Source organism: Pseudovibrio sp. W74, assembly GCF_001623085.1.
Taxonomy (GTDB): Bacteria; Pseudomonadota; Alphaproteobacteria; order Rhizobiales; family Stappiaceae; genus Pseudovibrio.
The window spans coordinates 81,730-105,510 of the sequence record NZ_LMCJ01000050.1 but is presented as its reverse complement, the minus strand read 5'-3'; the positions used below and the strand labels follow the sequence as shown (position 1 = coordinate 105,510).

The following is a 23,781-nucleotide window of genomic DNA, read 5'->3' as shown; positions in this document are numbered from 1 at the left end:
GGCTGGAATTATCGACAAAAACCACATCAAGCCTATGAAATAATGAAAATAAGTGCCTCCATACCCACCGTGCAGATCAGCAACACTCGTAGAGATAACTAATAGTTTATTGCCAGAAAATTGTAAGGATACGGATTTCTGCTAGGTTGGACATTCCCTAAGGACACCCCATCAAGAATAATAGAAACATGCGCTCTTTATACCTCCTGGCTATCCCCATGGCTCTTGCCGCACATCCACTCAGTGCACAAGAAGCCAACCACCAAACAGAAGCTCTACGAGAGCTTAACGCAGGCGGTTTTGTCGGCGTCAACGTTGGCCGCTCTTTCTTTGAGGCTGATCAGATCGACACGAAAGATCAGGAACCAAACACTCTTGGCTTCTATGGATCTTACGCTCTGCCACTCTTCCAGCAGTTCAGCCTGCAGGTAGATGGAGATCTCGAATACTACCAGTTCGACACCAAGGACGGTGACAACACCCTCCGCGACGGTCTGGGAGCAGTCCACTTTGCTTACAAAGACCCACAGCAAGGCTTGTTCGGTGTCTTCGGTGGCGGCGGTGTAACCGTTGACGGCGGAGACGACACCTCCACCAAAACCTTCCAGTTCATCGGCGTTGAAGGCCAGTATTACCTTCAGGACATCACCCTGTTCAGTCAGGCTGGCTTCCTTGATGGTGATGACGACCAGAACGAGACCATCGACAACGGCCTGTTTGCCCGTGGTGGCGCAAGCTACTACTTCACACCAAACACCAAGTTGACCGGCTCTCTGTCTTACGTCAGTGGTGATCGCTACAATCGTCCAAACCCGGGTGATGCGCGTGATGGTGAAGTGAACATCTTCAGCTGGGGTGCGGAGTTCAAACAAAGCTTCACCGCTCTGCCAGTTGGTCTCAGTGCTTCCTACAGCGGCCATGACTTCCAGATCAAAGGTGATGAATCCGACGAACCGGTCATTCATGAGTTCCGTTTTGGCGCATTCTTCCAGTTCGGCACCACAACATTGCAGGAAAACGACCGCACAGCAGCAGGCTCTAATCTGCCACAGCTGAAACGTTGGATTTCCCTCTCAACCAACGAAGTCGACTAAGCATTCGAGATAAGGTTGAGCTATGTAGTAATACGCCATTACCCGCTCAGCCTCTTCCCTTGCTACGTTTCCCTCGCAGCCACATCTGGGAGGGAAACATGTCTGCCAAAAAAGTGCTTATGATCACCGGTGAGTTCACCGAGGATTACGAAACCATGGTGCCGTTTCAGACCTTAGGCGCCGTTGGTCATGATGTTCACGCCGTTTGTCCGGATAAAAAGGCAGGCGATACCGTCGCAACATCCATCCATGACTTTGAAGGTGACCAGACCTACACCGAAAAACGCGGTCACAATTTCACACTCAACGCCAGTTTTGACGCCATCAACCCGGCAGATTATGACGCACTCGTCATTCCCGGTGGCCGTGCACCTGAATATCTGCGCCTGAACCCAGCCGTTCTGGACATGGTGCGTCACTTCTTCAAAGAGAACAAACCGGTCGCAGCCATCTGCCACGGTGCTCAGCTTCTCTCTGCTGCTGACGTGTTAGAGGGTAGAACCTGCTCTGCCTATCCGGCCTGCGCACCAGAGGTCACCATGTCCGGCGGCAAGTTCGCTGACATCGACGTGGCTGACGCAGTCACTGATGGCAACCTTGTAACAGCGCCAGCATGGCCTGCTCATCCAGCATGGCTCAAGCAGTTCCTTGCTCTGCTGAACCAGCCTGCTTATGCTTAAGAAGCAGCACTAGACAATTGCGGAGGGGACCATGTGTGAGCTTTTCATCAAAGCAGATACTGACCTGTGGGAGAGCACAACACGCTCCCTTCGCATTGACCGTATGGTCACCAGCGTACGGCTGGAAACCTATTTCTGGACCATCCTTGAAGAGATCGCTAAGCGCGATGACATGTCCGTTGGCCAGCTTCTGACACGTCTACACAATGAATCCATCGAAGCAGGGCATGACCTGGGCAACTTCACCAGCTTCCTGCGCGTGTGTTGTCTCCGCTATCTCTCGTTACAGGTGACAGAGGATATCCCGAAGGACAAATCCGTCCCGATCAGCACCCTCAATGCTCCTCAGTTGCTGAAGAACGAACGCGCCTATCGGGCACAAACACGCGCCATAGAAAACGCAAGTTAGGCTCCCCTCACCTTTTTCAGTGAGAGAAGCCAATCAACTGCTACGCAAAGACAAAGTCTTCAGCGCTCAGGCTATGAGTGAACAACCACCCCGTATCCACCTCCAGCACATCATTGCCGTAGGATATGGTGATCCATCCTCCCAAAACTGTCTCATCGATATCCAGCTCTGAAAATGAGCTCACACCGGCGGCGGAAAGATCAATGGTGTCCTCGCCAACATCGAAGTCATCAATCACATCCTTCACACCATCATCCGCAAAGCAAAACGTGTCGGCACCATCTCCCCCAACAAGGAAGTCACGGCCCGCACCATCCCGCAGAACATCGTTACCATCTCCACCTTCCAGAATGTCATCACCGGAACCGCCAAGCAGCTGGTCATTGCCGTCTTCCCCGCGCAGATGATCATCACCAGCAAACCCTTCCAGGGCATCATCACCATCATTCCCGCGCAGCAGGTCATTGGAGGTTGATCCGAGGATGTAGGCATCCTGTCCATGGTGACCAGTTGGGTCCAGCAGAATTGGAATATCCTCAACCCACGTATCATCACGCTTCTGATCAGAAAGCCCGGAGATAATCACCACACTGTCCCGGTTCATCTCGCTATAGAACTCGGAGGCGTTGATCGCATTGAATGCCGTGCTGTAATTAAACGGCAGATGCGCCGACCAGCTCGGCAGGTTGAGCAAACCGCCCCCGTCCCAAAACAGAGGTGTATCATACCAATCATTGAAAATGACGATATTGCTGGTGTCGTAGCCGTAGTCCGTATCGTTACCCGTCAAATCCAGACCATCAGACGAGATCGTCGAGGGCACCGGATCGTTTTCCAGATCAAAGCTGAAAAGCTCAGCCCCGCTGTCCAGAACAGCAGCGCCATCCTCCGGCGTATAATGGCTGGCAAACGCCATGTAGTTGGCATCCACAAAGAAGCCATCCAGCCAGTCATTGCTGCGCTCTGCCATGTTGGCAACAGCACCGCCACCCAGCGAATGACCTGTCACAACCAGATCGCTGCCATCCAGACCATGCCCGACCATGAAATCCTTCAGCGCAGCAAGCAGCCCGCCGAACGCTTCTTCCACGTAATGCGGTTCATCCTTGAAGAACTCAAGGTAGTCGATCACGTCCCCAATCGTGTCGGTAACAATGTTGTCTAATGTCCCCGTCGTTCCACGAAACGCCAGCGCAACCTGCGTGATGTTGCCTTGATCATCATACTTGGCCAACACGTCTGCCTGAGCATCTTTGAACTTGAACGTCTCCCCCTGAAACGTCCCGTTGTGATCAATGATTGCACCATCATAGCCAAGATCAGCAGCAGAAAGGACCGTCCATCCCTTCTCCTCAATCCTGTCACGTGCCGCTTGTTCACTCTCCCCGCTCAACAATCCGGCTTGATCTTCAGTTCCCCAAAGAGTTCCGACCAGTGTTCCCAGCGAGAACCCGTTGGCTTGATACGCACTCCCAAGCGCATCATCCAGCCCGTGATAACTATAAAGCATCAAGTCCAAAGCATCAGACATGAGCTGTCGCGCGTCATTCCCTTTATACTCAAATAAAGACATCATCCCTCCCGAATGCAAAGCAACTACATCCTGAAGGAAAACGCTGGTCTCACAATAACCAATAGTAGGACTATGAATTCCATATTTCATATATTTGAAATGCAGATGGATGTTCATCCAGCAAACAACAGATAACCTAACCAACGCTGATGAAACTATTGCGTTATATCTGGATGATCTTGCTGGAAGAACAAATTCATTCAGCTCATCTAAATCACGCTTCCCTTACAAATCCCTCTTGTATATTAGTTTATTAGCATATATTAATATACTAAATTAAGGAGAGATCGGAGGGCAATCAATTGGATCTTCTCAGGCAAAACGTTTGGTCCCCCTACCTGGCGGGCATGATTATTGGGCTCCTGCAAATCCCGGCATTTCTGCTGGTTGATACCGCGCTGGGGGCATCATCCTCTTTCGTCACCGGCACCGGCTTCATCTTCTCGCTGTTTGATTCCAGCATCACGGAGATCAAGTACTTCGCCAAATACATGTCCAAGGACAAATACTTCTGGCAAAGCGCATTGGTGATCGGCATCGCCCTGGGCGCTCTGATTTCCTACAAAGCAAGTGGCCGTAAAGCCAGCTTCTCCTCTGCCAGCTGGAAGACCATCGGTGTAAGCTCAGCCCCGGTTATTCGTCTCCTGCAAGGCTTCATCGGTGGCTTCGTTCTGCTGGTTGGCGCCCGCATCGCAGGCGGCTGCACATCAGGCCACGGCATCTCCGGCCTTGCACAGCTCAGCGTTGGCTCCAGCGTCGCTGTTGCGGCCATGTTCGCAGGTGGCATCGTCACCGCCAACCTTCTTTACAAACGCGCATCCTAAGGAGAGGTCATATGGAAATTTTCTGGCTTGTTATCCTCGGCCTCACCATGGGCATCATCTTCGGCGTCGCACTGGAAAAGTCTCGCGTCATGGAACCCGGCGTGCTCATCGGCCAGTTCCTCTTCAAAGACTACACCATGCTTAAAATGTTCCTCGCAGCAACAGCCACCGGCCTCGTTGCCCTCTCAGGTCTGACTGCACTCGGCCTTGCAGAGCTGCACCCGAAAAGCTTTGTTGTTGGCAACATCATCGTCGGCGGCACCATCCTCGGCGCAGGCATAGCCATCGCAGGCGCGTGCCCAGGTACAGTCTTCGCCCAGATTGGCCGCGGCTACAAAGATGCATGGCTCACCATCATCGGCGGCATCATGGGTGCAGCGTTTTACGGCTACAACAAATCCCTCATTGATGGCGTGCTGGACATGGGCAGCCTTGGCAAGATCACCTACGCGGATCTGTTCCCATCCCTGCCCTTCTGGATGCTCGGTCTCATCACCGCAGCTGCCCTCATCATCGTCATGATCGCACTGGAAATGTACCGCCCCTGGAAAGTGGATCGTGGCATGGATCAGAACAACAATGCATCTGCCAGCTCAAATACGGCACATGCATAATTTAAGAGCCCCCAACTGAACTGACTTTGGTTCAGATCAGTAATGCCCCGGAGGAGCACAGACCTTCGGGGCATTTTTTTGTGTGAATGAGAAAGGATCAATTCAAACTCACCTTAAGACACCTAATTTTATTGCGCCCAAGCTGTATTTTCCCTCACTTTCCTGTTGCATCCATTTCGATTCTACGGCATAACCGAACCGTACCGTACGGTACAGAAAATCAAACAAGCCAAACCGCTGGAATTAGAACCGCATATGTCCACTGAGCCAGAACAACCAGACTTTACAGACCGCCAACGTGCGGTACTGGACAAAGCGCTGGAGCTGCTGGTGGAAGGCGGCGAAAAGGCGCTGACAACAGCTGCCATCGCTCGCGCTGCGGGATGCTCAAAAGAGAGCCTCTACAAGTGGTTTGGAGATCGCGATGGATTGCTGGCTGCAATCGTGACCCGTCAGGCCTCCAAGGTTATTCCAGGTGCTGATCCAGCCGCAAACATGAGCGAAGACGGCCTGCGCGCCGCATTAGAAGAATTTGCCAGAAATCTGCTGGAGACCATCTCCGGCGACGTTTCTCTGGCCCTGAACAGACTTGCCATCGGGCAAGCCAGCAAATCTGAAACCGGTCTTGGCGCCATCCTCGAAAAGAGTGGCCGCGCCCGCATTGGCAGACAGACCACAGCATTGCTGGAAAAAGGATGCACACTTGGCTACCTGCACTGCGAAGACCCGCAGGAAGCCTACAGCACACTTTACGGGCTGGTCGTCCGCGATCAGCACATCCGCATGCTTCTGGGCGGCACCGCACAGGCATCGGCAAAAAACTTGGAACTGGCTGCCCAAACAGCAGTCAAACAGTTCATACAGCTCTACGGAGCACAGAATTAAAGCGCCTCTCTGGAAAGTGGAAACAGATTTTCAGGGATACGCAAACCAAAAACTAGACCATACGTGCTTTGGGAAAGGCACGGGCGAAACAAAGGGTAGTACCATGCGCGTATATTATGACCGCGATTGCGATTTGAACCTGCTCAAGGGCAAGAACATCACCATCATTGGCTACGGTTCTCAGGGCCGCGCACATGCAATGAACCTCAAAGACAGCGGCGTTGCAGGCATCACCATCGCTCTGCGCGAAGGTTCCACAACACGCCTGAAAGCTGAAGCAGACGGCTTCACCTGTAAGACTGTTGCAGAAGCTGCAAAAGACGCAGACCTGATGATGATGGCAACTCCTGATGAGCTGCAGGCAGACATCTGGAAAGAAGATATCGCAGGCAACATCCGTGATGGCGCAGCAATCGCTTTCGCACACGGCCTGAACGTTCACTTCGGTCTGATCGAGCCTAAGTCCACCATCGACGTTCTCATGGTTGCACCAAAAGGCCCAGGCCACACCGTACGCGGCGAATACCAGAAAGGCGGCGGAGTTCCTTGCCTGATCGCTGTTCACCAGGACGCAACAGGCAACGCAAAAGACCTCGGTCTGGCATACGCATCCGGCGTTGGCGGCGGTCGTTCCGGCATCATCGAAACCTCCTTCCGTGAAGAGTGTGAAACCGATCTGTTCGGTGAGCAGGCAGTTCTCTGCGGTGGTCTGGTTGAACTGATCCGCGCAGGTTTCGAAACCCTGACCGAAGCTGGTTACGCACCAGAAATGGCATACTTCGAGTGTCTGCATGAAGTGAAGCTCATCGTAGACCTGATCTACGAAGGTGGCATCGCGAACATGAATTACTCCATCTCCAACACCGCTGAGTGGGGTGAGTACCAGACTGGCCCACGTATCGTGACTTCTGAGACCAAAGCAGAAATGAAGCGCGTACTGGAAGAAATCCAGAACGGTACCTTCACCTCTGAGTGGATCCAGGAATACAAGGCTGGTGGCGCGAAATTCAAAGCAACACGCCGCCTGAACGACGAGCACCCAATTGAAGAAGTTGGTGCAAAGCTCCGCGAAATGATGCCTTGGATCTCCGCTGGCCAGCTGGTCGACAAAGCGAAGAACTAATCTGATCCTCATCGCAGGATACGCATAAAACAAAATCAGGGCGGCAGTTGAACTGAACCTCAACTGCCGCTCTGATTGTTTTTATAAAGATCAATACACTGAAGACCTGATCACCCAGTTTTATCTCTGCCGGTTCGGCTCAACCTCAAGCTGAATTTTTCCAGCATCAACGGCCTCAGGCTGCAAACTGAGCATGTTCTGAAAGAAGCTCTTTTCTTTAATCTCTATGGTTTTCTTGTCTCGTCTGCTTGCAACACTGCTGGCAGGCAAAGCTTCATCAGAGGGAGCGACAGAAAACTCTTTTGCTAAACCCTCTGGCAGCTCAATTGAATATTCACCGCTATCCAGATTGTACGCTCTGAAAAAGCCCTGATCGTCCGTGAACACAGTAATCGCCTTCTCGCTGTTTTTGTTTTTCAGCAGCAATGGTGCATTTGCAATGGGCTCATTTTGATCATCAACCGCCTGCCCGCACACGGAGGCTGCTGGTGCCCCCGTTCCGGCATCACTCCCTTCGCATCCCCCCATTGAGAACGCTGGCACACTGGCCAAAACCAAGACGCAAAACATCACAAAACGAGCGAAATGCCGGATCATCATCTACGCTCCTCCTTAGCGGTTTTTGCTCAAAACAACGGTCGGTTTAAACTTCTCACCTGCATTAAAAAATCGGGGAGCAACATCCGGATCACCCAGCGGGACTAGATACCCATTGTAAGACTTCCAGTTGCTGGGAACGGTCAACTTGATCTCAAGCTCCTCCTCGCTCCCCCAACTCTCCACGGAATCCCATTCATCGCTAACAACGGCCAGCGCAACCATATTGACAGAGTGCGGTTGTTCAATTCTGACCGTAGCGACCAGCTCAGTCAGGTTGGGAGAATTGCCAAATTGCTGCAGGCAAAAGACAATCAATCCTCCACCAATGAACGTCACAGCAATCGGCGCCGCGTTTGTTTTCAGCTTGCCAAAAAATGGAAGTTCAAGCTCAACAACACGCCCTTCATTGTCAACAAATCGCTTTTCTTTAATCAGCGCATAGACTGACAAGATGGCGATAAGGCCACCGAATAAAATGCCCGTAAGAGCAAGAATAAAGGCAAAGAGCATGCAGACCTCCCACCAACCACTCCAAAAATATCCCAGCCAATTCAAAAAAACCAACCGTCAATATTCGAGAAGCAAAGCAGCGATGCTCAAACAGAATAAATCCAGCTCACCTTTATCCGATCAACAATAATCAATAATCTTCCAAAGGCTTAGAGATGCATGACATCCAGAAAAACCTGGACCTTCACCGTGTTTTTCTGTGCTTAAAATTGCTCACTTTACACGACACCCTCATCAGGTAATTTACGTAGTATTAGAGCGATTGGCCCGAAACCATCTTTTGCAAGGTTAGGGCGTGGAGTTTTTCTTGAATCCTATTAGCAGTCCATTACAAAGACTTGATAAGTTCCCAATTTTATTCTTCGCAGTGATGTTTTTCGGCGCATTTTCGATTGCTTTCGTAATCCCATTATTGAGCACCTACATCATTGAGGAATTGCAGGAACCAGCGTTTAATCTTGCGCTCGTCATCGGTGGATTTTCAGTCGTGTCTCTTGCCACCAACCGCATTTTTGGTGGTCTCATTGATGGTGGCAACCGCGTCAAACCATTGCTTCTCATCAACATTTGCGCTTTCACTGTTCATGCTCTCATCCAATTGACTGCTCCCTCCTATCTGTCTCTCATCATTTTCGGCATTCCGTTGATCGGCATCAGCGCCGGCGCGCTCTCCACCATGTATTCCACGGGCCGGTTGATTGCAGAGCAGACCGGACGCGATCCGGGCACCTTCAACCTTCACATGCGCATTTGCCTGTCGCTTGGGTGGGTCTTCGGCCCGCCTGCCGCCTTCCTGCTTTATGGGACCTATGGGTTTCAGGAAATCCATCTTGCAGCAGCCATTTCAGCCTTCATCTGGCTCACCCTTTGCCTGCTGTTCATCCCCGCAACGCTGAAAACTCACATCAAGAAGCACGCTCAGGAAAACAGCACTGCAGACACAGTTCCCATGATGTTGCTGATCGCATGTGTTCCCGTGTTCGCCTTGTCTGCTGCAAACAGCGTATTCTTTTCAGCAGGCCCCGTTTACTTCATTAAAGAGATGGGCCTCTCGGTCTCCGTCCCCGGCTGGGCTTTTGCAACCAAAAGCCTCTTCGAAGTCATCATCATCTATTTTGCAATCAAGCCAACACAGCGGATTGGCGAACGGAATATGATGTTGCTCTCCGGTCTGGGTGCCATGCTCTTCTTTGCAACAATCACAAGCGCGAATTCCGTTGAGCAAGTGCTCACGCTCTGCATCATTGAGGGCATGTACTATGGCATTTGTGCCAGTGTGGGCATCACGTTCATTCAGAACTATGCCCGCCACAAGCCCGGCATCGCGACCTCTTACTTCGTCAATGCCATCTTCGTTGGCGGTCTGGCAGGCAATGTCCTCACTGGGCTTGTCGCATCCTACACCACCTTCCAAAACACAATCCTGAGCAGCGTCGTCCTTGCAGCTCTGGCCACCTTGATCCTGCTGGTCATCAAGCCCCCCCAACACCAGCAGCTCGCACAAACATCCTGAGCATTTGCGCTGGCCGGATCAGCGCGCATAAAAGCGCGATAACATCTCCTGCTTGCATTTCCTTCAAGGAGATGTATCAATACGTACATTCCCGCAAGACTCCATAAGTCTTTCCCCATCACCTTTGGATTCCCCATGCGCACTATTCCTGCGGCTCTGGCAATGCTGGATCGTTTCCCAATACTGATTCACGTCTACATGCTCATTGGCTCTCTGGCGATTGCCTGCCTCATCCCGCTCTACAGCTCTTATGTTGTCACAGAGCTTGGCGAGCCAGCATGGAAACTCGCAGTCTACATCGTCGGCTCAACTGCCATCACACTGTTTTCAAATCGTTATTTCGGCGCGCGCATTGATGCCGGAGCACGGCTGAAGCCTATCTTGATATTCTGCTCCGCGCTTTACATGCTCAACATGGGCCTTCAATCAACAGTATCGGCCTACTGGATGCTTCTGATGGGCGTGCCGCTCATGGGTGTCTCAGGTGGCGTGCTCTCCACCATGTTCTCTTTTGGACGCCTGTTCGCAGAGCAAACCAATAGGGAACCCGCTAAGTTCAACTCACACCTGCGCATTGCCATGTCGTTAGGCTGGATGGTCGGCACACCGCTGGCCTTCACGCTCTACGGTATGTTCGGCGTTAGCTCCATTTTCCCAACAGCCGGCGTCATCAGCATCTGCTGGCTGGTAATGGGCATTTGGATCGTTCCCAAAAGCTTCACCACCCACCATCCGATCAAGACCAGCGAGAATGGCAGGATTGAACCAGTTCCGTTCGCCCTCATCCTCGCCTGCCTGCCCATATTCGCACTCACCTCCGCCAATGTCATCTTTGTATCCGCAGGTCCCGTCTTCTTCATTGAGGAAATGGGCTTCTCAACAGCAACCCCGGGCCTCGCCTTCTCAGTCAAATGCTTCGTCGAAGTCTTAGTCATCTTTGTTGTCGTTAAACCAGCTCAAAAGCTGGGCCAGAAGAACGCGATGCTGTTCTCCGCTCTGCTTGGAACACTCTTCTTCCTGTTGATTGTACGGGTAACAGAGCCCTCACAAATCTACCTGCTCTGCGCACTGGAAGGTCTGTACTACGGCATCAACGTCGGGCTTGGCCTCACATTCATCCAGGCATACGCACCGCATCGACCAGGGATCGCCACGGCGTCCTACACAAACGCCATTTTTGCTGGCGCCTTGGTTGGCAACATGATGACCGGCACAGTGGCAAGCATCACCACATTCGGAAACACCATCCAGTTTTCCGCTCTGCTCACTCTGCTCTCCGCCGCAGTTTTGCTGGTCGTCCGGGCTCCAAAGCCTGAAACCAGCCTCCAAACCTCCTAAACGACAGACCTAAGCAGCTCAAAATGACCCAAACTCTGGAAATCGAAATCTCAACCGACAAAGACAAACTTCAGCGCGACAAGATCTATCAGTTCCTCTCAGAAGACGCCTATTGGAGCAAAGGCTTGCCGCGGGATGTCTTTGACAGATCAATAGAAAACTCACTGTGCTTCGGGCTGTATCTGCCAAACGGAGAGCAAGTTGCGTTCGCTCGCGTCATCACAGACAAAGCCACCTTTGCTTATCTGGGCGATGTCTTTGTAACGCCCGCGCATCGCAGCAAAGGTCTCTCCAAACAGCTCATGAAAGCAATCGACGCCCACCCCGAACTGCAAGGCCTCCGCCGCGTCCTGCTGGCAACAGCAGGTGCACACGACCTCTACAAACAATTCGGCTTCACCCCACTTGGAGCCCCGGACCGCATGATGGAACGGCACAACAAGACGGCCTATCAGAAAGCTTAGGAGGGCAGACCACAACACACTCCTCCTACAATTTGTTCATATGATATGCGCAAGGCGCTAACCAACAAACCCAGCGCCTTGCATGTTTAAGAGATCACTTAACCGCCAAGAAATAAACTGCGCAAGAAAGCACCTTCCCTCAATCAAGCGAGGTGTGTTCACACTGAAGCAGAGGCGAACCGATGATCACGTTCAGCACCGATATCTCGAAAATTGAAAAGGAACGTGTCTACCAGTTCCTTTCTGAGGTGTCCGGGCGCTTGGAAGGACTACCACCACAAGCACTCGATACCGTTCTGAACAACTCCATCTGTTTTGGCGCTTACTTACCCAGTGGAGAACAGGTCGCCTTTGCTCGCGTGATCACAGATAAACTCACGTTTGCCTATCTATGTGACTTATTCGTTTTTGAAGAACATCGCGGCAAAGGACTATCCAAACACCTGCTGGAGGAAGTTCTTTCACATCCAGACGTCAAAGAGGTTCAAAGTATCGGCCTTGCAACCCCCGATGCTCACGACCTGTACAGCCAATACGGCTTTGTCCGAGTAGATCCTTCAGAACGCCTCATGGTGCGCTTCAACAAACACATACCCTCAACGCATTAACCCGTGGTTGCAACACCTCATTAGGCCTTCAGCAACCAAAAACCTCATTTCAAACAGCGGTTGAGCTGAGGCCTTAACCGCACGCCTATAAGGAGAAGGGCAACTCTACTCTGGAGGTCGGGAATGACGCTCAATAAAACCAAGAAATCCCTTGCCCGCCAAATCTTGTGCGCAACTGCCACCGTAAGCATTGCATGGTCTCTCTCGCTCACCGCGACCACCGCAGAGACCATCACCAAACCGGCGACACGCTTCACCGGAGATCTTTATGAAAACATCCTGAAGCAGCTGCATTTCTCCGATGAGCAAGACTTCAAGGATGCGCAGGCAGGCTATCTCGCTCCACTGCCAGACGGCGGCGTGGTCAAAAACGCCAAGGGCGATATCGTCTACGATCTCTCCAAGTTTGACTTCATCATGCAAGGCTCCATTGCCCCGGAGACCGTCAACCCAAGCCTCTGGCGTCAGTCCCAGCTCATTTTGCTGAGCGGCTTCTTTCAGGTGTCAGAACGCATCTTTCAGGTGCGCGCGGCAGACCTCTCCAACATCACCTTCATTGAAGGCGATGAAGGCATCATCATCGTAGATCCGCTGATCTCCGAGGAAACCGCTCGCTACGCTCTGGAGCTTTACTACGCCCAGCGCGGCAAGAAGCCGGTCAAAGCCATTATCTACACTCACAGCCATGTAGACCACTTCGGCGGTGTCCGCGGCGTGGTGGATGAGGCCGATGTCGCCAGCGGCAAAGTCAAAATCTATGCCCCCGAAGGCTTCATGGAACACGCCGTCTCAGAAAACGTAATGGCCGGCAACGCCATGAGCAGACGCGCCTCTTACATGTACGGCAACCTGCTACCACACTCTCCGGAGGGACAGGTCGGCGCGGGCCTCGGTCCAACCACATCAAGCGGCACGGTCACGCTCATTCCGCCAACCGATATCATCAGGGACAACGGCGAAACCCATAAAATCGATGGCCTCACCTTCGATTTCTGGATGGCTCAGGATTCAGAGGCTCCCTCAGAGTTCTTCTTCTACATTCAGGAGTTCAAAGCTCTCTGCACCGCAGAAGATGCCACCCACACAATGCACAACACATACTCATTGCGTGGCGCGAAACTCAGAGATCCACTGGGTTGGTCCAAATACATCAACGAGGCCATCTACAAGTACGGTAAGGACGTTGAAGTCCTCTTCGCCCCACACCACTGGCATCTGTCTGGCAATGACACCATCGTAAAACACCTGCGCAACCAGCGCGATCTGTACCGCTACATCAACGATCAGCCATTGCGACTGGCCAACTATGGCTTCCGCATGACTGAGATTGCCGAGATGTTAGAAGTACCGGAAACATTGCAAAACGACTGGAGCACCCGCGGATACTACGGCTCGTTCAACCACAACGTAAAATCCACTTACGTGCGGTATCTGGGCTGGTTCAACGGCAATCCCGCCACACTGCATGAGTATCCAGAACGCCTGTCTGGCCCCAAATACGTCGAGTTCATGGGCGGCTCGGTGATCTTGCTCCAAAAAGCGCAGGAGTCCTTTGACAAGGGTGATTACCGCTGGGTAGCAGAAGTGCTCAACCATTTGGTCTTTGCAGAGCCAGACAATGAAGATGCCGCGCAACTACAGGCAGACGCGTTAGAACAGCTCGGCTATCAGGCAGAATCCGGTCCATGGCGCAACTTCTACCTCTCCGGCGCTAAAGAACTTCGGTCCGGCATTCAGGAACTGCCTGCCGTTGATACGGCCAGCCCGGATATCATTCGCTCCATGGATGTGGATCTGCTCTTTGATTACGCGGCCATGCGTTTGAACAACACAAAGGCGGGCGATCAGCAAATCAAGCTGAACTGGATCTTTCCGGACACCGATCAGAAATATGCAATGGAACTGCAAAACGCAGCGCTCAGCCATATTGAAGGATACCAGCTGGAGAATGCAGACGCCACGGTGACACTGGACAGAAGCACACTCGACAACATCATGCTTGGCATGGAAACCTTTGATGAGGCCATCAAATCCGGCATGATCACAGTGGATGGAGAAGCCTCTAAGCTCACCGATCTGCTGGCGATGCTGGACAGCTTTGATTTCTGGTTCAACATCGTGCGCCCCGTGCCACTGGACAAGGCCAACCAGAGTACACCAAACAAATAGCAGGCTTGCACGAATGCCTGAAAGAGCCGGCTCAACACCGGCTCTTTTTGTATCTAGAGCGTGTTCCCGAAAAGTGGTTCCGGTTTTCGGATAAGAATACGCGCAAAATTAAAGAGTTAGAGCTTGGTGCGTGAATGCATATGAGCGCAACATGCTCTAATTGTTGCTCTGAGTTCTCAAGCGCCATTCAAGCTGGCGCAGTGCCCTCTCGGCTTCACGATATCCTTGATCAGCAGCCATCTTGTAAAAGTCACGAGCCTTCACAAGATTGCGGCCCAGACACCGCCCGCTTTCATGACAGTATCCAAGCAGATAAAATGCTTCCGGTACGCCTTTGGACGCGGCAAGCAGAAACATCCGCGCCGCCTCACCTGGGTTCGGCTCTTCATTGAAGCCCTGCAAATAGACTTTGCCCAGCAACACGTCTCCCACAGGCTCTCCTCTTTCAGAGGCCTGCTGAAACAGCTTCTTCGCCAGATCCACATCCTGCTGCACACCGCGTCCGTTCAGGTAAAGCAGCCCGGCATTGGTCAAAGCAAACGGAAAGCGTGCTGAGGACGCCGTATAAAACTCCAGCGCCAACTCATAGGACTGTGGTACACCGCGCCCGTTCTCATAAAGCACGCCCAGATCATTCAAAGCCTGTGCATTGCCCTGTTTGGCCGCCGCTTTGTAAAGCCGGATCGCCTTTTCCAGATTTGCTTCCGTTCCCTGCCCAAGCAGATAAAACCGCCCCAGTGCAAACTGCGATCGCGCCAATCCGCGCCGTGCGGCCCGCTCGTAATGAAAGAAAGCCAGTTCAAGGTCTCGCTTGACCCCGACCCCATCTTCATAAAGCGTGCCAAGATAATGGTTGCCCAGCAAATGTCCCTCACCAGCCGCAACACGGTAATGCCGGATTGCAGCAGCAAGGTCCGCCTCGCCGCCATCTCCATTCTCCAGCAGCTCACCAAGTGGCACATGCGCGTCTATGGAGCCCAGGGAAATAGCTTTGCGATAAAGCACACGAGAACGCGAGGTATCCCGCTCAACACCAACACCATCCCGATACAGGCCAGCAAGGTTTTCAATGCCCTGCATCAATCCCGCCATGGCAGCGCCTTTCACCCAATAAAAGGCCAGCTTCGGATTCCGCCCCACACCGATGCCATGCAGATAAAGAAGGCCAAGATTGTTCTGCGCCCAGGCATCTCCCCAGTCTGCAGCAATCTGATAAAGCTCGCGTGCTTTCTCCGCATCAGGCGCACCATGCTTGCCCTGCCGGTAGATCTCTCCCAGATTGTTGTAGGCAGCCGCAAGCCCCATCTCGCCAGCTTTTTCATAAAGCTCCATGGCAACGGGCAGATCCCGCGGCACGCCGTGCCCCATCTCATGCGCCACGGCCAGCCCGAAGACAGCCTCCGCATTTCCAGCAAGCGCTTCTGCATTCAGGGAGGTAATCACCGCACTCTTGGATATCTCCGCCCGTGTGGAACGGTGGATCTTCCCTGCCCGGTTATGAAGAAGCGTCAGCCCGCCAACACCCTTGGTCAGCAGGAGTTCCTTTTCACTCCCACTTGCTTGCCAACTCACGGCATGAGCGGGCAGGCCATTGACAACCGCAAGCAAGCAAAGGAGTGGCAAAAAAATGCGCATGAGTACCTTCTCAACTGTGATTGTCACGGGTCAGAAAGAGCGCCATGCGAGAGGGCAAACACGTCATGCTTGCCCGGAAAGCTCTTGTCAGCCTACGAACCTCATGCAAATAGTTAATCGTTAATCTTTTCGGGTTGGATATCCTTCAAATCACATTGGTCACTTGAAACCATTTCCTCTTTTGGGCCACTATTGGCTGGTTGTTTCAACTAGACCGAAAAGAAGACTGGCAAATCTTTGGCCTCAACTTCCTCGGGCTTAAGCACAAACGGTGCTGGTTGAATTTGGAGAATTAAGAAGAATGCATTGCCAGATGCGGCTCGCCGCAAAAAGCCAAGCCATTGCCCTTACAGATATTATGCACGCTGCCAAAGGTCACTGGGGATACGATCCGCAGGACATGCAGGAGTTTCGGGACCATTGGAAAATCACCCCGGAAATGATCGAGGCAGATCCAATCCTTGTCATCACCGATCACGAACGACCACTTGGTTTTGCGCGCATCACCAGGGAAAGTGCAGAAACCGCTCTGCTGGATTGTCTGTTTGTGTTGCCCGAAGCACACGGCAAAGGCCACGGAGCCTGGTTGTTGGAAGGGGCTGAAGAAGCAGCCAAACGCATGCAATGCACCCGCATGCGCCTTGAATCAGATGCAAACGCAGCTCCCTTTTATCAGCACCACGGTTATCGCAGCACAAGCAACAGACCGAGTGCTTTCAAAGGGGCTGGCCCGATCGAGCACATGCAAAAAGATCTCACCCCGCAAATCCATGAGATCGCAGATGTCAGTTTGAACCTTAACACCTCCGACTGCTGGGATTTCGCCACCAATAACAGTGAGGCTATCAAGGAAAACTGGCAGACATTGATTTCCGATAACCCGGATCTTTGGGATGGTAAGGTTCTGTCATTGTACCAATACTCCTTGGACCGGAAGCAATTTTCCGGTGATCTGGTAGAAATCAACTACTCCGAATTCCTCGCATGGCGCGATTGGGGCTTCCCCGACAGAAGCGCCAAAAACCTGTTTGGCTGCGCAGTCCTCCGTTCCAGCCAGGGCCATCTCATATTTGGCAAAATGGCGGGAAACACCGCAACAGCTGGTCAGGTTTACCCACCCGGCGGCAATCTTGATCTCAACGATATCACGTCCACCGGGAAGGTGGATATCTTCGGCTCCATCGCCCGCGAGCTGGAAGAAGAAACAGGCCTCACATTGGATCAGGGAGAGTTGGGGGACGTCTTCGCAATCGAAGATGGGCCACGCCTCGCAATCGCGCGTATTTTAACATTGCAACTCACCTCAGACGCAATCCTTTCAAAAATTGCACATTTCAACGCAAACCAGAAAAAACCTGAGTTGGAAGAAGCAGTTATCGTAAAATCCCGTGAGGATCTTAAGGACTACAGCGTCCCCCCATATGCCTTGGCGCTCACCGCACACCTGTTAAATTAACGAGCTATCTTCATTTGCAGACTTGTATTTGGCGCCAAAACAATCTTGAGTGGCGCTCAAGCAAATCTTTTTCGTAAGTTGAGCCCGTGATGCAAGACCACGAGCTCAACACCAAACTGAGATAATTGGACTTTTAAAATGGCCAGACCTTATGCCCTGCTAGACGTTTTCACTGATAAAGCGCTGGCAGGTAATCCGCTTGCAGTTGTGCTGGATGCAAAGGGATTGTCAGACGCTCAGATGCAGCAGATTGCCTGCGAATTTAACCTCTCCGAGACCGTCTTCGTTCTGCCACCAGACAATATCGCTCATAACGCCTCCATCCGCATCTTCACCCCGTCCATGGAACTGCCATTTGCAGGCCACCCAACCGTGGGCACCGCCGTTTTGATGGCAGGAAACCGCTTCGGCGCTCCGGATAACGATATGGACGCATTGGTGCTGTTGGAAGAAAAAGTCGGGTTGGTACGGTGCGCTGTCGCCCTGCAAAAAGACAAGGCCACCTCCGCTGAGTTTGATGTACCAAGACTGCCGAAGCCAGCTCAAGAGCTTGGCGAAAAAGATGTGATTGCTGCAGCTCTGTCTCTGGAACCAAATGAAATCACATTCGAAAATCACAAGCCCAAAGCTTGGGAAGCCGGCCTGCCATTTGCGTTTGTTCCAGTCGCAGATATGGACGCCATCAACCGCATCCAGCCAGTTCATAAATACTGGGAAGAAGCGTTCGGCACCATCGCGCACAACAATGCCTTTGCATACTGCCGCCAGACCATCCATGTAGACAGCGCATTCCACGCTCGCATGGTCTATCTGGAAAACGGCCTGCCACGCGAAGATGCAGCAACAGGCTCAGCAGTCGCCGCCTTTGCAGGGTCCATTGCAGAGTTCGACCAGCCATTGGACGGCACACACAAATATCTCATTGAGCAAGGCTTCAAGATGGGACGCCCCTCCTCCATCTCACTGGAAATGGAGATGCGGTCTGGCGCCATTCACGCTCACCGCATTGGCGGACAGGCAGTTATCCTCGCCCGCGGCGAACTGCTCCTCTGAGCGATAACACCGGAGGAGAGCACTCCGCCTCCTCCACTTCTCCCGCATATTGGGACTGCTCTGTGAGCCAATTGAGATTATCTCAGCGTGAGCGGCATATACTTTTGAGTAATCAGAGCCCTGTTTTGAGTAAAATTCTTGCGTTTAATCCGCATATCCGCTAGGAAAATTACAGATTAGGCAAAAACGAGACTTACTCGGTAACGCTACAAGAAGATTTGGCTTGTAACTTCAAACAAGTATCCGACACGTAAGTAGTTGGAAAACTTTGATTCCAAGCCATAGCGACGAAAAGGCAGCTGACAGATAATGATCGCGAACCGCGACAATCTGAATGAAAACAGCACCATGCGCCAGCATGGCGGCCTCTTCCTACGCGCGCTCCTTCTACTTAGATGCCCCTAGGCGTCGGCGGCCCCGTATCTGGGCGGGCACTTAGGGGATCACTCTTAAATATCTGAGAATGAAGAAAAATCCCCAGGCGCTATTCAGGACACACAAGGTGTCGGGGCAAAGTTGAAGGCATCACCAATGACCGCATCCGCTAAAGACCAAGTAGTTATTTTCGACACCACTCTGCGCGACGGAGAACAATCTCCCGGCGCGTCCATGACCTTGGAAGAAAAACTGCAAGTCGCTGAATTACTTGACACAATGGGCGTTAACATCATTGAAGCAGGCTTTCCAATTGCCTCTCAGGGTGACTTTGAAGCGGTCAGCGAAATCGCCAAACGCTCAAAAAACTCCGTAATCGCAGGCCTGGCCCGTGCAATCCCGGCGGATATTGACCGCGCTGGCGAAGCAATTAAGCAGGCAAATCAAGGCCGTATCCATACATTCGTCTCCACCTCTCCAATTCATCTGCAATTCCAGATGAACAAAACAGAAGAGCAGGTTCTGGAGATCATCACCAAAACGGTGAAACAGGCACGCAACCTGATCGATGACATCGAGTGGTCCGCAATGGACGCCACCCGAACCTCCATCGAGTACCTGAGCCGCTGTGTTGAAGCCGCTATCAACGCCGGCGCAACAACCATCAACCTGCCGGATACCGTTGGCTACGCAACACCTGCTGAGTATCAAGCCATGTTCGAGCAGGTCATCGCGAATGTGCCGAACTCAGATAAGGCAATATTCTCAGCGCATTGTCACAACGACTTGGGCTTAGCCGCCGCAAACTCTCTGGCTGGTGTCGCAGGCGGCGCACGTCAGATCGAGTGTACCATCAACGGTCTGGGCGAGCGCGCTGGCAACGCCGCGCTGGAAGAAATCGTCATGGCCCTGCGCACACGTGGCGACGTGCTGCCATATGAATGCACCATCGATCCAGCCTATCTGACCCGCGCATCTAAGCTGGTCTCTGCAGTGTCCTCCTTCCCCGTCCAGTACAACAAAGCAATCGTCGGTAAAAACGCATTTGCCCACGAAAGCGGCATTCACCAAGACGGTATGTTAAAGCACGCAGAAACCTACGAAATCATGCGTCCGGAAGATGTTGGAGTCCGTGCAACCTCTTTGGTCATGGGCAAACACTCTGGCCGTCATGCCTTCAAAGACAAGCTGTCTGAGCTGGGTTATGAGTTGGGCGACAACGCGTTGCAGGAAGCCTTCCGTCGCTTTAAAGACTTGGCAGATCGCAAGAAAAACGTTTACGACGAAGACATTGAAGCGCTGGTGGAAGACCAGATCACAATTGAAAGCGAGAACGTCAAGGTTATCGCTCTGACAGTGATCGCTGGTACTGGTGGACCTCAAAAAGCCATCCTGACAATGGACGTCAACGGCAAGCACGAAACCCGTGAAGCTACAGGCGACGGCCCGGTTGATGCCACCTTCAACGCGATCAAGGCAATTTGGCCGCATGACGCAAACATGTCCCTCTATCAGGTACATGCAGTGACAGAAGGCACCGATGCGCAGGCTGAAGTTTCCGTTCGTCTGGAAGACAACGGCAAAATCGCAACTGGTAAAGGTGCAGACACAGATACATTGGTCGCCTCTGCCCGCGCCTACGTCTCTGCACTGAACAAACTGACAATCCGACGTCAGCGTCAGGTCAACGTCGAAGACGCCATCACCGTTTAAGTCATTCAATTTTCATGCAAAGAGCGCGGGTCGAAAGCCCCGCGCTTTTTTTGTGCCAGTTCAGGCTGGAACAGCAAGCTTTTGACAGCTTGGACTAAGCACTTGATAAAATTCGCAAGGCAACCCATCAACCAGACGCGTCTCACGAAACTCAAAGCCTGCACGCTTCATGACTTTCTTGGAAGCATGATTTTCTGGATGGGCAAAGGCCAAAAGGTGAGAGTAATAGGTGTTCTCGAAGAACCACTCCACCAGCGCCTGCGCAATCTCACTGCCAAAACGTTTGTTCCAGAAGTGCTCTAACAAAGTGTAGTCCATCTCGACTTCGGCGGTTTTCTCGTAAAGAGAGAAACCAGCACGGCCAACGAACTCACCTTCATGCGTCGACAGATGCCATTGACTGAAACCCATCAGTTCCTGAGTCTCAATAAAGCTTGCCAACCGTTTTTTCACGATCGCAACATCCCAGGCCACATTAGTGGGCTGTAAGTAACGATTGACCTCTGGATTGCTATGAAGGCTTACAAGATCTGCCAGATCATCAGAGGTAAAAGGTCGTGCCCGCAGCCGTTTAGTTTCCAGGATTGGGAGTGTCACGCTTGATTCCTCCATTATAATCACACGCCAGCCAGCCAGAAAAACCAGCCACGTAAGACCAACAGCCTCAGGTCACATCTGGAGAGTCCTCCCTCAGATTACAACCGCCTTAATGCATGCAATATGCTTTTAAATACCGTCAAAATTCAAAGGCGAATACTTGATGGCACTTCATTATGTCTAAAAAGCGTCAGAAGTCCTGCTTCATGCAATCCTTTGAAATTCAGTAGGATTTTCTCGAAGAAAGTATGCAGATAACATTTAATAAGGCAAAATTACGATCTTTAGATACCACAGATTTGCCGGATAACGCCAATTATGCGAGCCGCACAATGACTTAAGGTAAACCTAGTCTTATACAACTCATCACAATCACTTAAAATTAGTACTGGTCGGTGGAGTATACTCACACCGACCAGAGCTCTAAGGAGCCTCAGCTCCGCCGCAAATTAAATTTCTCGGAATATAGTATGGCTTGTTTGGCGGCCTCTGCCAAACGTGCGCCTCTCTTTAAAGAAACCGTAGAAAGATGTCACTCAGAAATTCATCCGTAAAACTATCTATCTGCCAATTTTAACAGGGATTTTCGCCAATCAATAAAAGCCAGCATTAAGATCCATGGGAGAACGCAGTCTTCACAGTTTCAACAAAAGCTTCAGTTTCGCTGGTCTTGAGCGGGTCAATATTCTGCCAGGTCGAAAGTTGTCCCCTGAAGAACGTGGATTGTCGCTTTGCATAGCGGCGCGTCTCAGTCTTAGCTTTCTCAACTGCCCAGTCCATGCTGGTGAGCCCCTGAGCCGCTTCAGCAAGCTGCTTCACGCCAATCGCCTTCATCACTTGCAGGTTTGGATCAAGGCCCTTGGCCCAAAGCGCGCACGCTTCCTCAACCGCTCCCTGCTCCACCATCAAATCAAACCGGTGATGAATCCGATCATGCAGAACTTTGCGATCTGGCGACAACACCACTCTCACAGATTCATCGGTACTCAGCAAAGGAGTGCTACGCTCATTCTGCCAGACTGATAGAGACTTACCCGTCCCCTCAATAACCTCCAGAGCGCGTACAATGCGCTGCGTGTCTGATGGATGCAAACGGTCAGCCATAATCTGATCCCGCTCTCCCAGAGCGTTATGAAGCGCCCCTGCTGCTGCATCCTGTGAGAACACCCTCCAATGCTGCCGCACATCCTCTGGGATGTCGGGCATCAGGGATAGTCCCTCCAACGCGGACCTGAAGTAAAGACCAGTCCCACCAACAACAACCAGCGGGCGACCTGATTGTCGGGCATCCGACAACAGTTCTTCAAACTCCGTCAGCCAGTTCATCACGCTGTAAGGTTGGTCACTGGGCACATGGCCGAACAAGTGGTGCGGTGCCTGCGATTCTTCTTCCACGCTTGGACGCGCGCTCAAAATGTGCAGATCAGAATAGATTTGCATGGAATCTGCATTAACAACCCAAGCATTCAGCTCTTTTGCCAGTTGAATGGAAAGAGCTGTCTTGCCGCTGGCCGTCGGTCCGGCTATCAACACCGCAACAGGCCTTTTACCAGCGCCATTCACTTGCCCAGTCCGAGAGCTGCTTATGTCGTTTGTTGTCACGCTCATTTCCAATCCAGCCAAACCTGCTGTCACCGAGGATATCGTTGAGAAGGTTAGTGCCCTTCTTCCCTCAGCTCCTCAGGTTAAGGTTCTCAACCCTCACATCGCTGTAGACCTGACAATTGAGGGTCGCGTAGAACCTGAAGAACTCGAAAGCTCTATTCGCACAAACCTTGCAAATGCACCAGTTGATGTTTTCATTCAACCCCAGAATGGCCGCAGAAAGAAACTCCTGATCGCAGATATGGATTCCACCATGATCCAGCAGGAGTGCATTGATGAGCTTGCAGCGGAACTGGGTTTGAAAGAGAGAATCTCCGAGATCACCGAGAGCGCCATGCGCGGCGAAATTGAGTTTGAACCTGCTCTGCGACAGCGCGTTGCCCTGCTTAAAGGCCTGGGCACCGAAGTCATCGGCAAGACCATCGAAAACCGAATTACGTTGACACCTGGCGGACGAGAACTCGTGCAGACCATGAAAGCCAATGGCGGATATGCCGCACTGGTATCTGGTGGCTTCACCTCGTTCACGCAGAAGATTGCCGAGGTCATCGGCTTCGATGAAAACAAGGCCAACATCCTTCTGGAAGCTGAATCCAAGCTCTCAGGTGAAGTTGCTGAACCGATCCTTGGCAAACAGGCGAAACTAGACCGCCTCAACGAGCTTACTGAGGAAAAGAGCATCGCACTGGAAGACGTCATTGCAGTGGGTGATGGCGCCAATGATCTGGCCATGATCTGCGCTGCTGGGCTGGGCGTTGCCTTCCACGCAAAGCCCAAAGTGGCCGCAGAAGCTCGCGCTAAGATCAACTATGGTGACCTAACAGCCTTGCTCTACATTCAAGGCTACAGCCACGACGAGTTTGCAAAGACCTAAGTTTCCTTGCCTTCAAATAAAAAAAGCCGCCTCCAGTCTGGAAGCGGCTTTTTTCATGTCTGATAAAAA

22 protein-coding genes are annotated in these 23,781 nt (G+C 52.1%); 16 read left to right on the top strand and 6 right to left on the bottom strand.

Annotation, left to right across the window (positions count from 1 at the left end; all coding sequences use genetic code 11):
• Nucleotides 1-218 precede the first annotated feature (218 nt).
• The 3 genes from PsW74_RS21875 to PsW74_RS21865 all read left to right on the top strand — a co-directional run bounded on the left by PsW74_RS21875 (nucleotide 219) and on the right by PsW74_RS21865 (nucleotide 2,183).
• Nucleotides 219-1,094: a hypothetical protein gene (locus PsW74_RS21875; protein ID WP_208988100.1), complete on the top strand. Its 876-nt coding sequence runs from the start codon at nucleotides 219-221 to the stop codon at nucleotides 1,092-1,094.
• A 98-nt stretch (nucleotides 1,095-1,192) separates the two neighbouring features.
• Complete coding sequence (locus tag PsW74_RS21870; protein ID WP_063289896.1) at nucleotides 1,193-1,774, top strand: DJ-1/PfpI family protein; 582 nt, start codon at nucleotides 1,193-1,195, stop codon at nucleotides 1,772-1,774.
• A 31-nt stretch (nucleotides 1,775-1,805) separates the two neighbouring features.
• Entirely contained in the window at nucleotides 1,806-2,183 is a 378-nt protein-coding gene (locus PsW74_RS21865) for a ribbon-helix-helix domain-containing protein (RefSeq protein ID WP_063289897.1), read from the top strand.
• 40 nt (nucleotides 2,184-2,223) lie between these two features.
• Here PsW74_RS21865 and PsW74_RS21860 read toward each other — a convergent pair whose 3' ends face one another.
• Nucleotides 2,224-3,756 (bottom strand): hypothetical protein, encoded by a 1,533-nt coding sequence (locus tag PsW74_RS21860; protein WP_208988099.1) that lies wholly within the window; start codon nucleotides 3,754-3,756, stop codon nucleotides 2,224-2,226.
• A gap of 302 nt (nucleotides 3,757-4,058) precedes the next feature.
• Here PsW74_RS21860 and PsW74_RS21855 point away from each other — a divergent pair, with 302 nt between their 5' ends.
• The 4 genes from PsW74_RS21855 (at nucleotide 4,059) to ilvC (ending at nucleotide 7,202) form a co-directional block, all read left to right on the top strand.
• Nucleotides 4,059-4,580 carry a YeeE/YedE thiosulfate transporter family protein gene (locus tag PsW74_RS21855; RefSeq protein WP_082830667.1) on the top strand — a complete coding sequence of 174 codons (522 nt, stop codon included), beginning with the start codon at nucleotides 4,059-4,061 and terminating at the stop codon, nucleotides 4,578-4,580.
• 11 nt (nucleotides 4,581-4,591) lie between these two features.
• Nucleotides 4,592-5,194, top strand: coding sequence for a YeeE/YedE thiosulfate transporter family protein (locus PsW74_RS21850; protein WP_063289899.1), 603 nt, complete (start codon nucleotides 4,592-4,594; stop codon nucleotides 5,192-5,194).
• Nucleotides 5,195-5,449: 255 nt separating this feature from the next.
• Complete coding sequence (locus PsW74_RS21845) at nucleotides 5,450-6,079, top strand: TetR/AcrR family transcriptional regulator (protein ID WP_063289900.1); 630 nt, start codon at nucleotides 5,450-5,452, stop codon at nucleotides 6,077-6,079.
• 103 nt (nucleotides 6,080-6,182) lie between these two features.
• Entirely contained in the window at nucleotides 6,183-7,202 is a 1,020-nt protein-coding gene (gene ilvC, locus PsW74_RS21840) for a ketol-acid reductoisomerase (RefSeq protein WP_057465770.1), read from the top strand.
• A 120-nt stretch (nucleotides 7,203-7,322) separates the two neighbouring features.
• Here the strand turns inward: ilvC and PsW74_RS21835 are convergent, their stop codons facing one another.
• Together PsW74_RS21835 and PsW74_RS21830 are read right to left on the bottom strand one after the other, a co-directional pair.
• Nucleotides 7,323-7,802, bottom strand: coding sequence for a carboxypeptidase-like regulatory domain-containing protein (locus PsW74_RS21835; protein ID WP_063289901.1), 480 nt, complete (start codon nucleotides 7,800-7,802; stop codon nucleotides 7,323-7,325).
• 12 nt (nucleotides 7,803-7,814) lie between these two features.
• Nucleotides 7,815-8,312: a hypothetical protein gene (locus PsW74_RS21830; RefSeq protein ID WP_063289902.1), complete on the bottom strand. Its 498-nt coding sequence runs from the start codon at nucleotides 8,310-8,312 to the stop codon at nucleotides 7,815-7,817.
• Nucleotides 8,313-8,619: 307 nt separating this feature from the next.
• Between PsW74_RS21830 and PsW74_RS21825 the strand changes: the two genes are divergently transcribed.
• The 5 genes from PsW74_RS21825 (at nucleotide 8,620) to PsW74_RS21805 (ending at nucleotide 14,404) form a co-directional block, all read left to right on the top strand.
• Nucleotides 8,620-9,825 (top strand): MFS transporter, encoded by a 1,206-nt coding sequence (locus PsW74_RS21825; protein ID WP_208988098.1) that lies wholly within the window; start codon nucleotides 8,620-8,622, stop codon nucleotides 9,823-9,825.
• Between the two features lie 135 nt (nucleotides 9,826-9,960).
• The gene (locus PsW74_RS21820) at nucleotides 9,961-11,163 is read left to right on the top strand and encodes an MFS transporter (protein ID WP_063289904.1); all 1,203 of its coding nucleotides are present in this window, start codon (nucleotides 9,961-9,963) and stop codon (nucleotides 11,161-11,163) included.
• Nucleotides 11,164-11,186: 23 nt separating this feature from the next.
• Entirely contained in the window at nucleotides 11,187-11,627 is a 441-nt protein-coding gene (locus PsW74_RS21815; protein WP_063289905.1) for a GNAT family N-acetyltransferase, read from the top strand.
• Between the two features lie 182 nt (nucleotides 11,628-11,809).
• Nucleotides 11,810-12,235, top strand: coding sequence for a GNAT family N-acetyltransferase (locus PsW74_RS21810; RefSeq protein ID WP_063289906.1), 426 nt, complete (start codon nucleotides 11,810-11,812; stop codon nucleotides 12,233-12,235).
• Between the two features lie 123 nt (nucleotides 12,236-12,358).
• Nucleotides 12,359-14,404 (top strand): alkyl sulfatase dimerization domain-containing protein, encoded by a 2,046-nt coding sequence (locus PsW74_RS21805; RefSeq protein ID WP_063289907.1) that lies wholly within the window; start codon nucleotides 12,359-12,361, stop codon nucleotides 14,402-14,404.
• A 156-nt stretch (nucleotides 14,405-14,560) separates the two neighbouring features.
• Here the strand turns inward: PsW74_RS21805 and PsW74_RS21800 are convergent, their stop codons facing one another.
• The gene (locus tag PsW74_RS21800; protein WP_063289908.1) at nucleotides 14,561-16,039 is read right to left on the bottom strand and encodes an SEL1-like repeat protein; all 1,479 of its coding nucleotides are present in this window, start codon (nucleotides 16,037-16,039) and stop codon (nucleotides 14,561-14,563) included.
• A 301-nt stretch (nucleotides 16,040-16,340) separates the two neighbouring features.
• Here PsW74_RS21800 and PsW74_RS21795 point away from each other — a divergent pair, with 301 nt between their 5' ends.
• The 3 genes from PsW74_RS21795 (at nucleotide 16,341) to PsW74_RS21785 (ending at nucleotide 20,636) form a co-directional block, all read left to right on the top strand.
• A complete protein-coding gene (locus PsW74_RS21795; RefSeq protein ID WP_208988097.1) occupies nucleotides 16,341-17,495 on the top strand; it encodes a GNAT family N-acetyltransferase in 1,155 nt (384 codons plus the stop codon).
• A 138-nt stretch (nucleotides 17,496-17,633) separates the two neighbouring features.
• Nucleotides 17,634-18,548, top strand: coding sequence for a PhzF family phenazine biosynthesis protein (locus PsW74_RS21790; RefSeq protein ID WP_063289909.1), 915 nt, complete (start codon nucleotides 17,634-17,636; stop codon nucleotides 18,546-18,548).
• A gap of 531 nt (nucleotides 18,549-19,079) precedes the next feature.
• Nucleotides 19,080-20,636 (top strand): 2-isopropylmalate synthase, encoded by a 1,557-nt coding sequence (locus tag PsW74_RS21785; protein ID WP_063289910.1) that lies wholly within the window; start codon nucleotides 19,080-19,082, stop codon nucleotides 20,634-20,636.
• 60 nt (nucleotides 20,637-20,696) lie between these two features.
• On the opposite strand, the gene PsW74_RS21780 is transcribed toward PsW74_RS21785, so the two are convergent.
• Both PsW74_RS21780 and miaA read right to left on the bottom strand, forming a co-directional pair.
• Nucleotides 20,697-21,233 (bottom strand): GNAT family N-acetyltransferase, encoded by a 537-nt coding sequence (locus PsW74_RS21780; protein WP_208988096.1) that lies wholly within the window; start codon nucleotides 21,231-21,233, stop codon nucleotides 20,697-20,699.
• Between the two features lie 609 nt (nucleotides 21,234-21,842).
• Nucleotides 21,843-22,841, bottom strand: coding sequence for a tRNA (adenosine(37)-N6)-dimethylallyltransferase MiaA (gene miaA, locus PsW74_RS21775; RefSeq protein ID WP_082830672.1), 999 nt, complete (start codon nucleotides 22,839-22,841; stop codon nucleotides 21,843-21,845).
• On the opposite strand from miaA, the gene serB reads away from it, so the two are divergent.
• A complete protein-coding gene (gene serB, locus PsW74_RS21770) occupies nucleotides 22,819-23,712 on the top strand; it encodes a phosphoserine phosphatase SerB (RefSeq protein ID WP_063289912.1) in 894 nt (297 codons plus the stop codon). The two genes, miaA and serB, sit on opposite strands and share 23 nt — an antisense overlap.
• The last annotated feature ends 69 nt before the right edge of the window (nucleotides 23,713-23,781 follow it).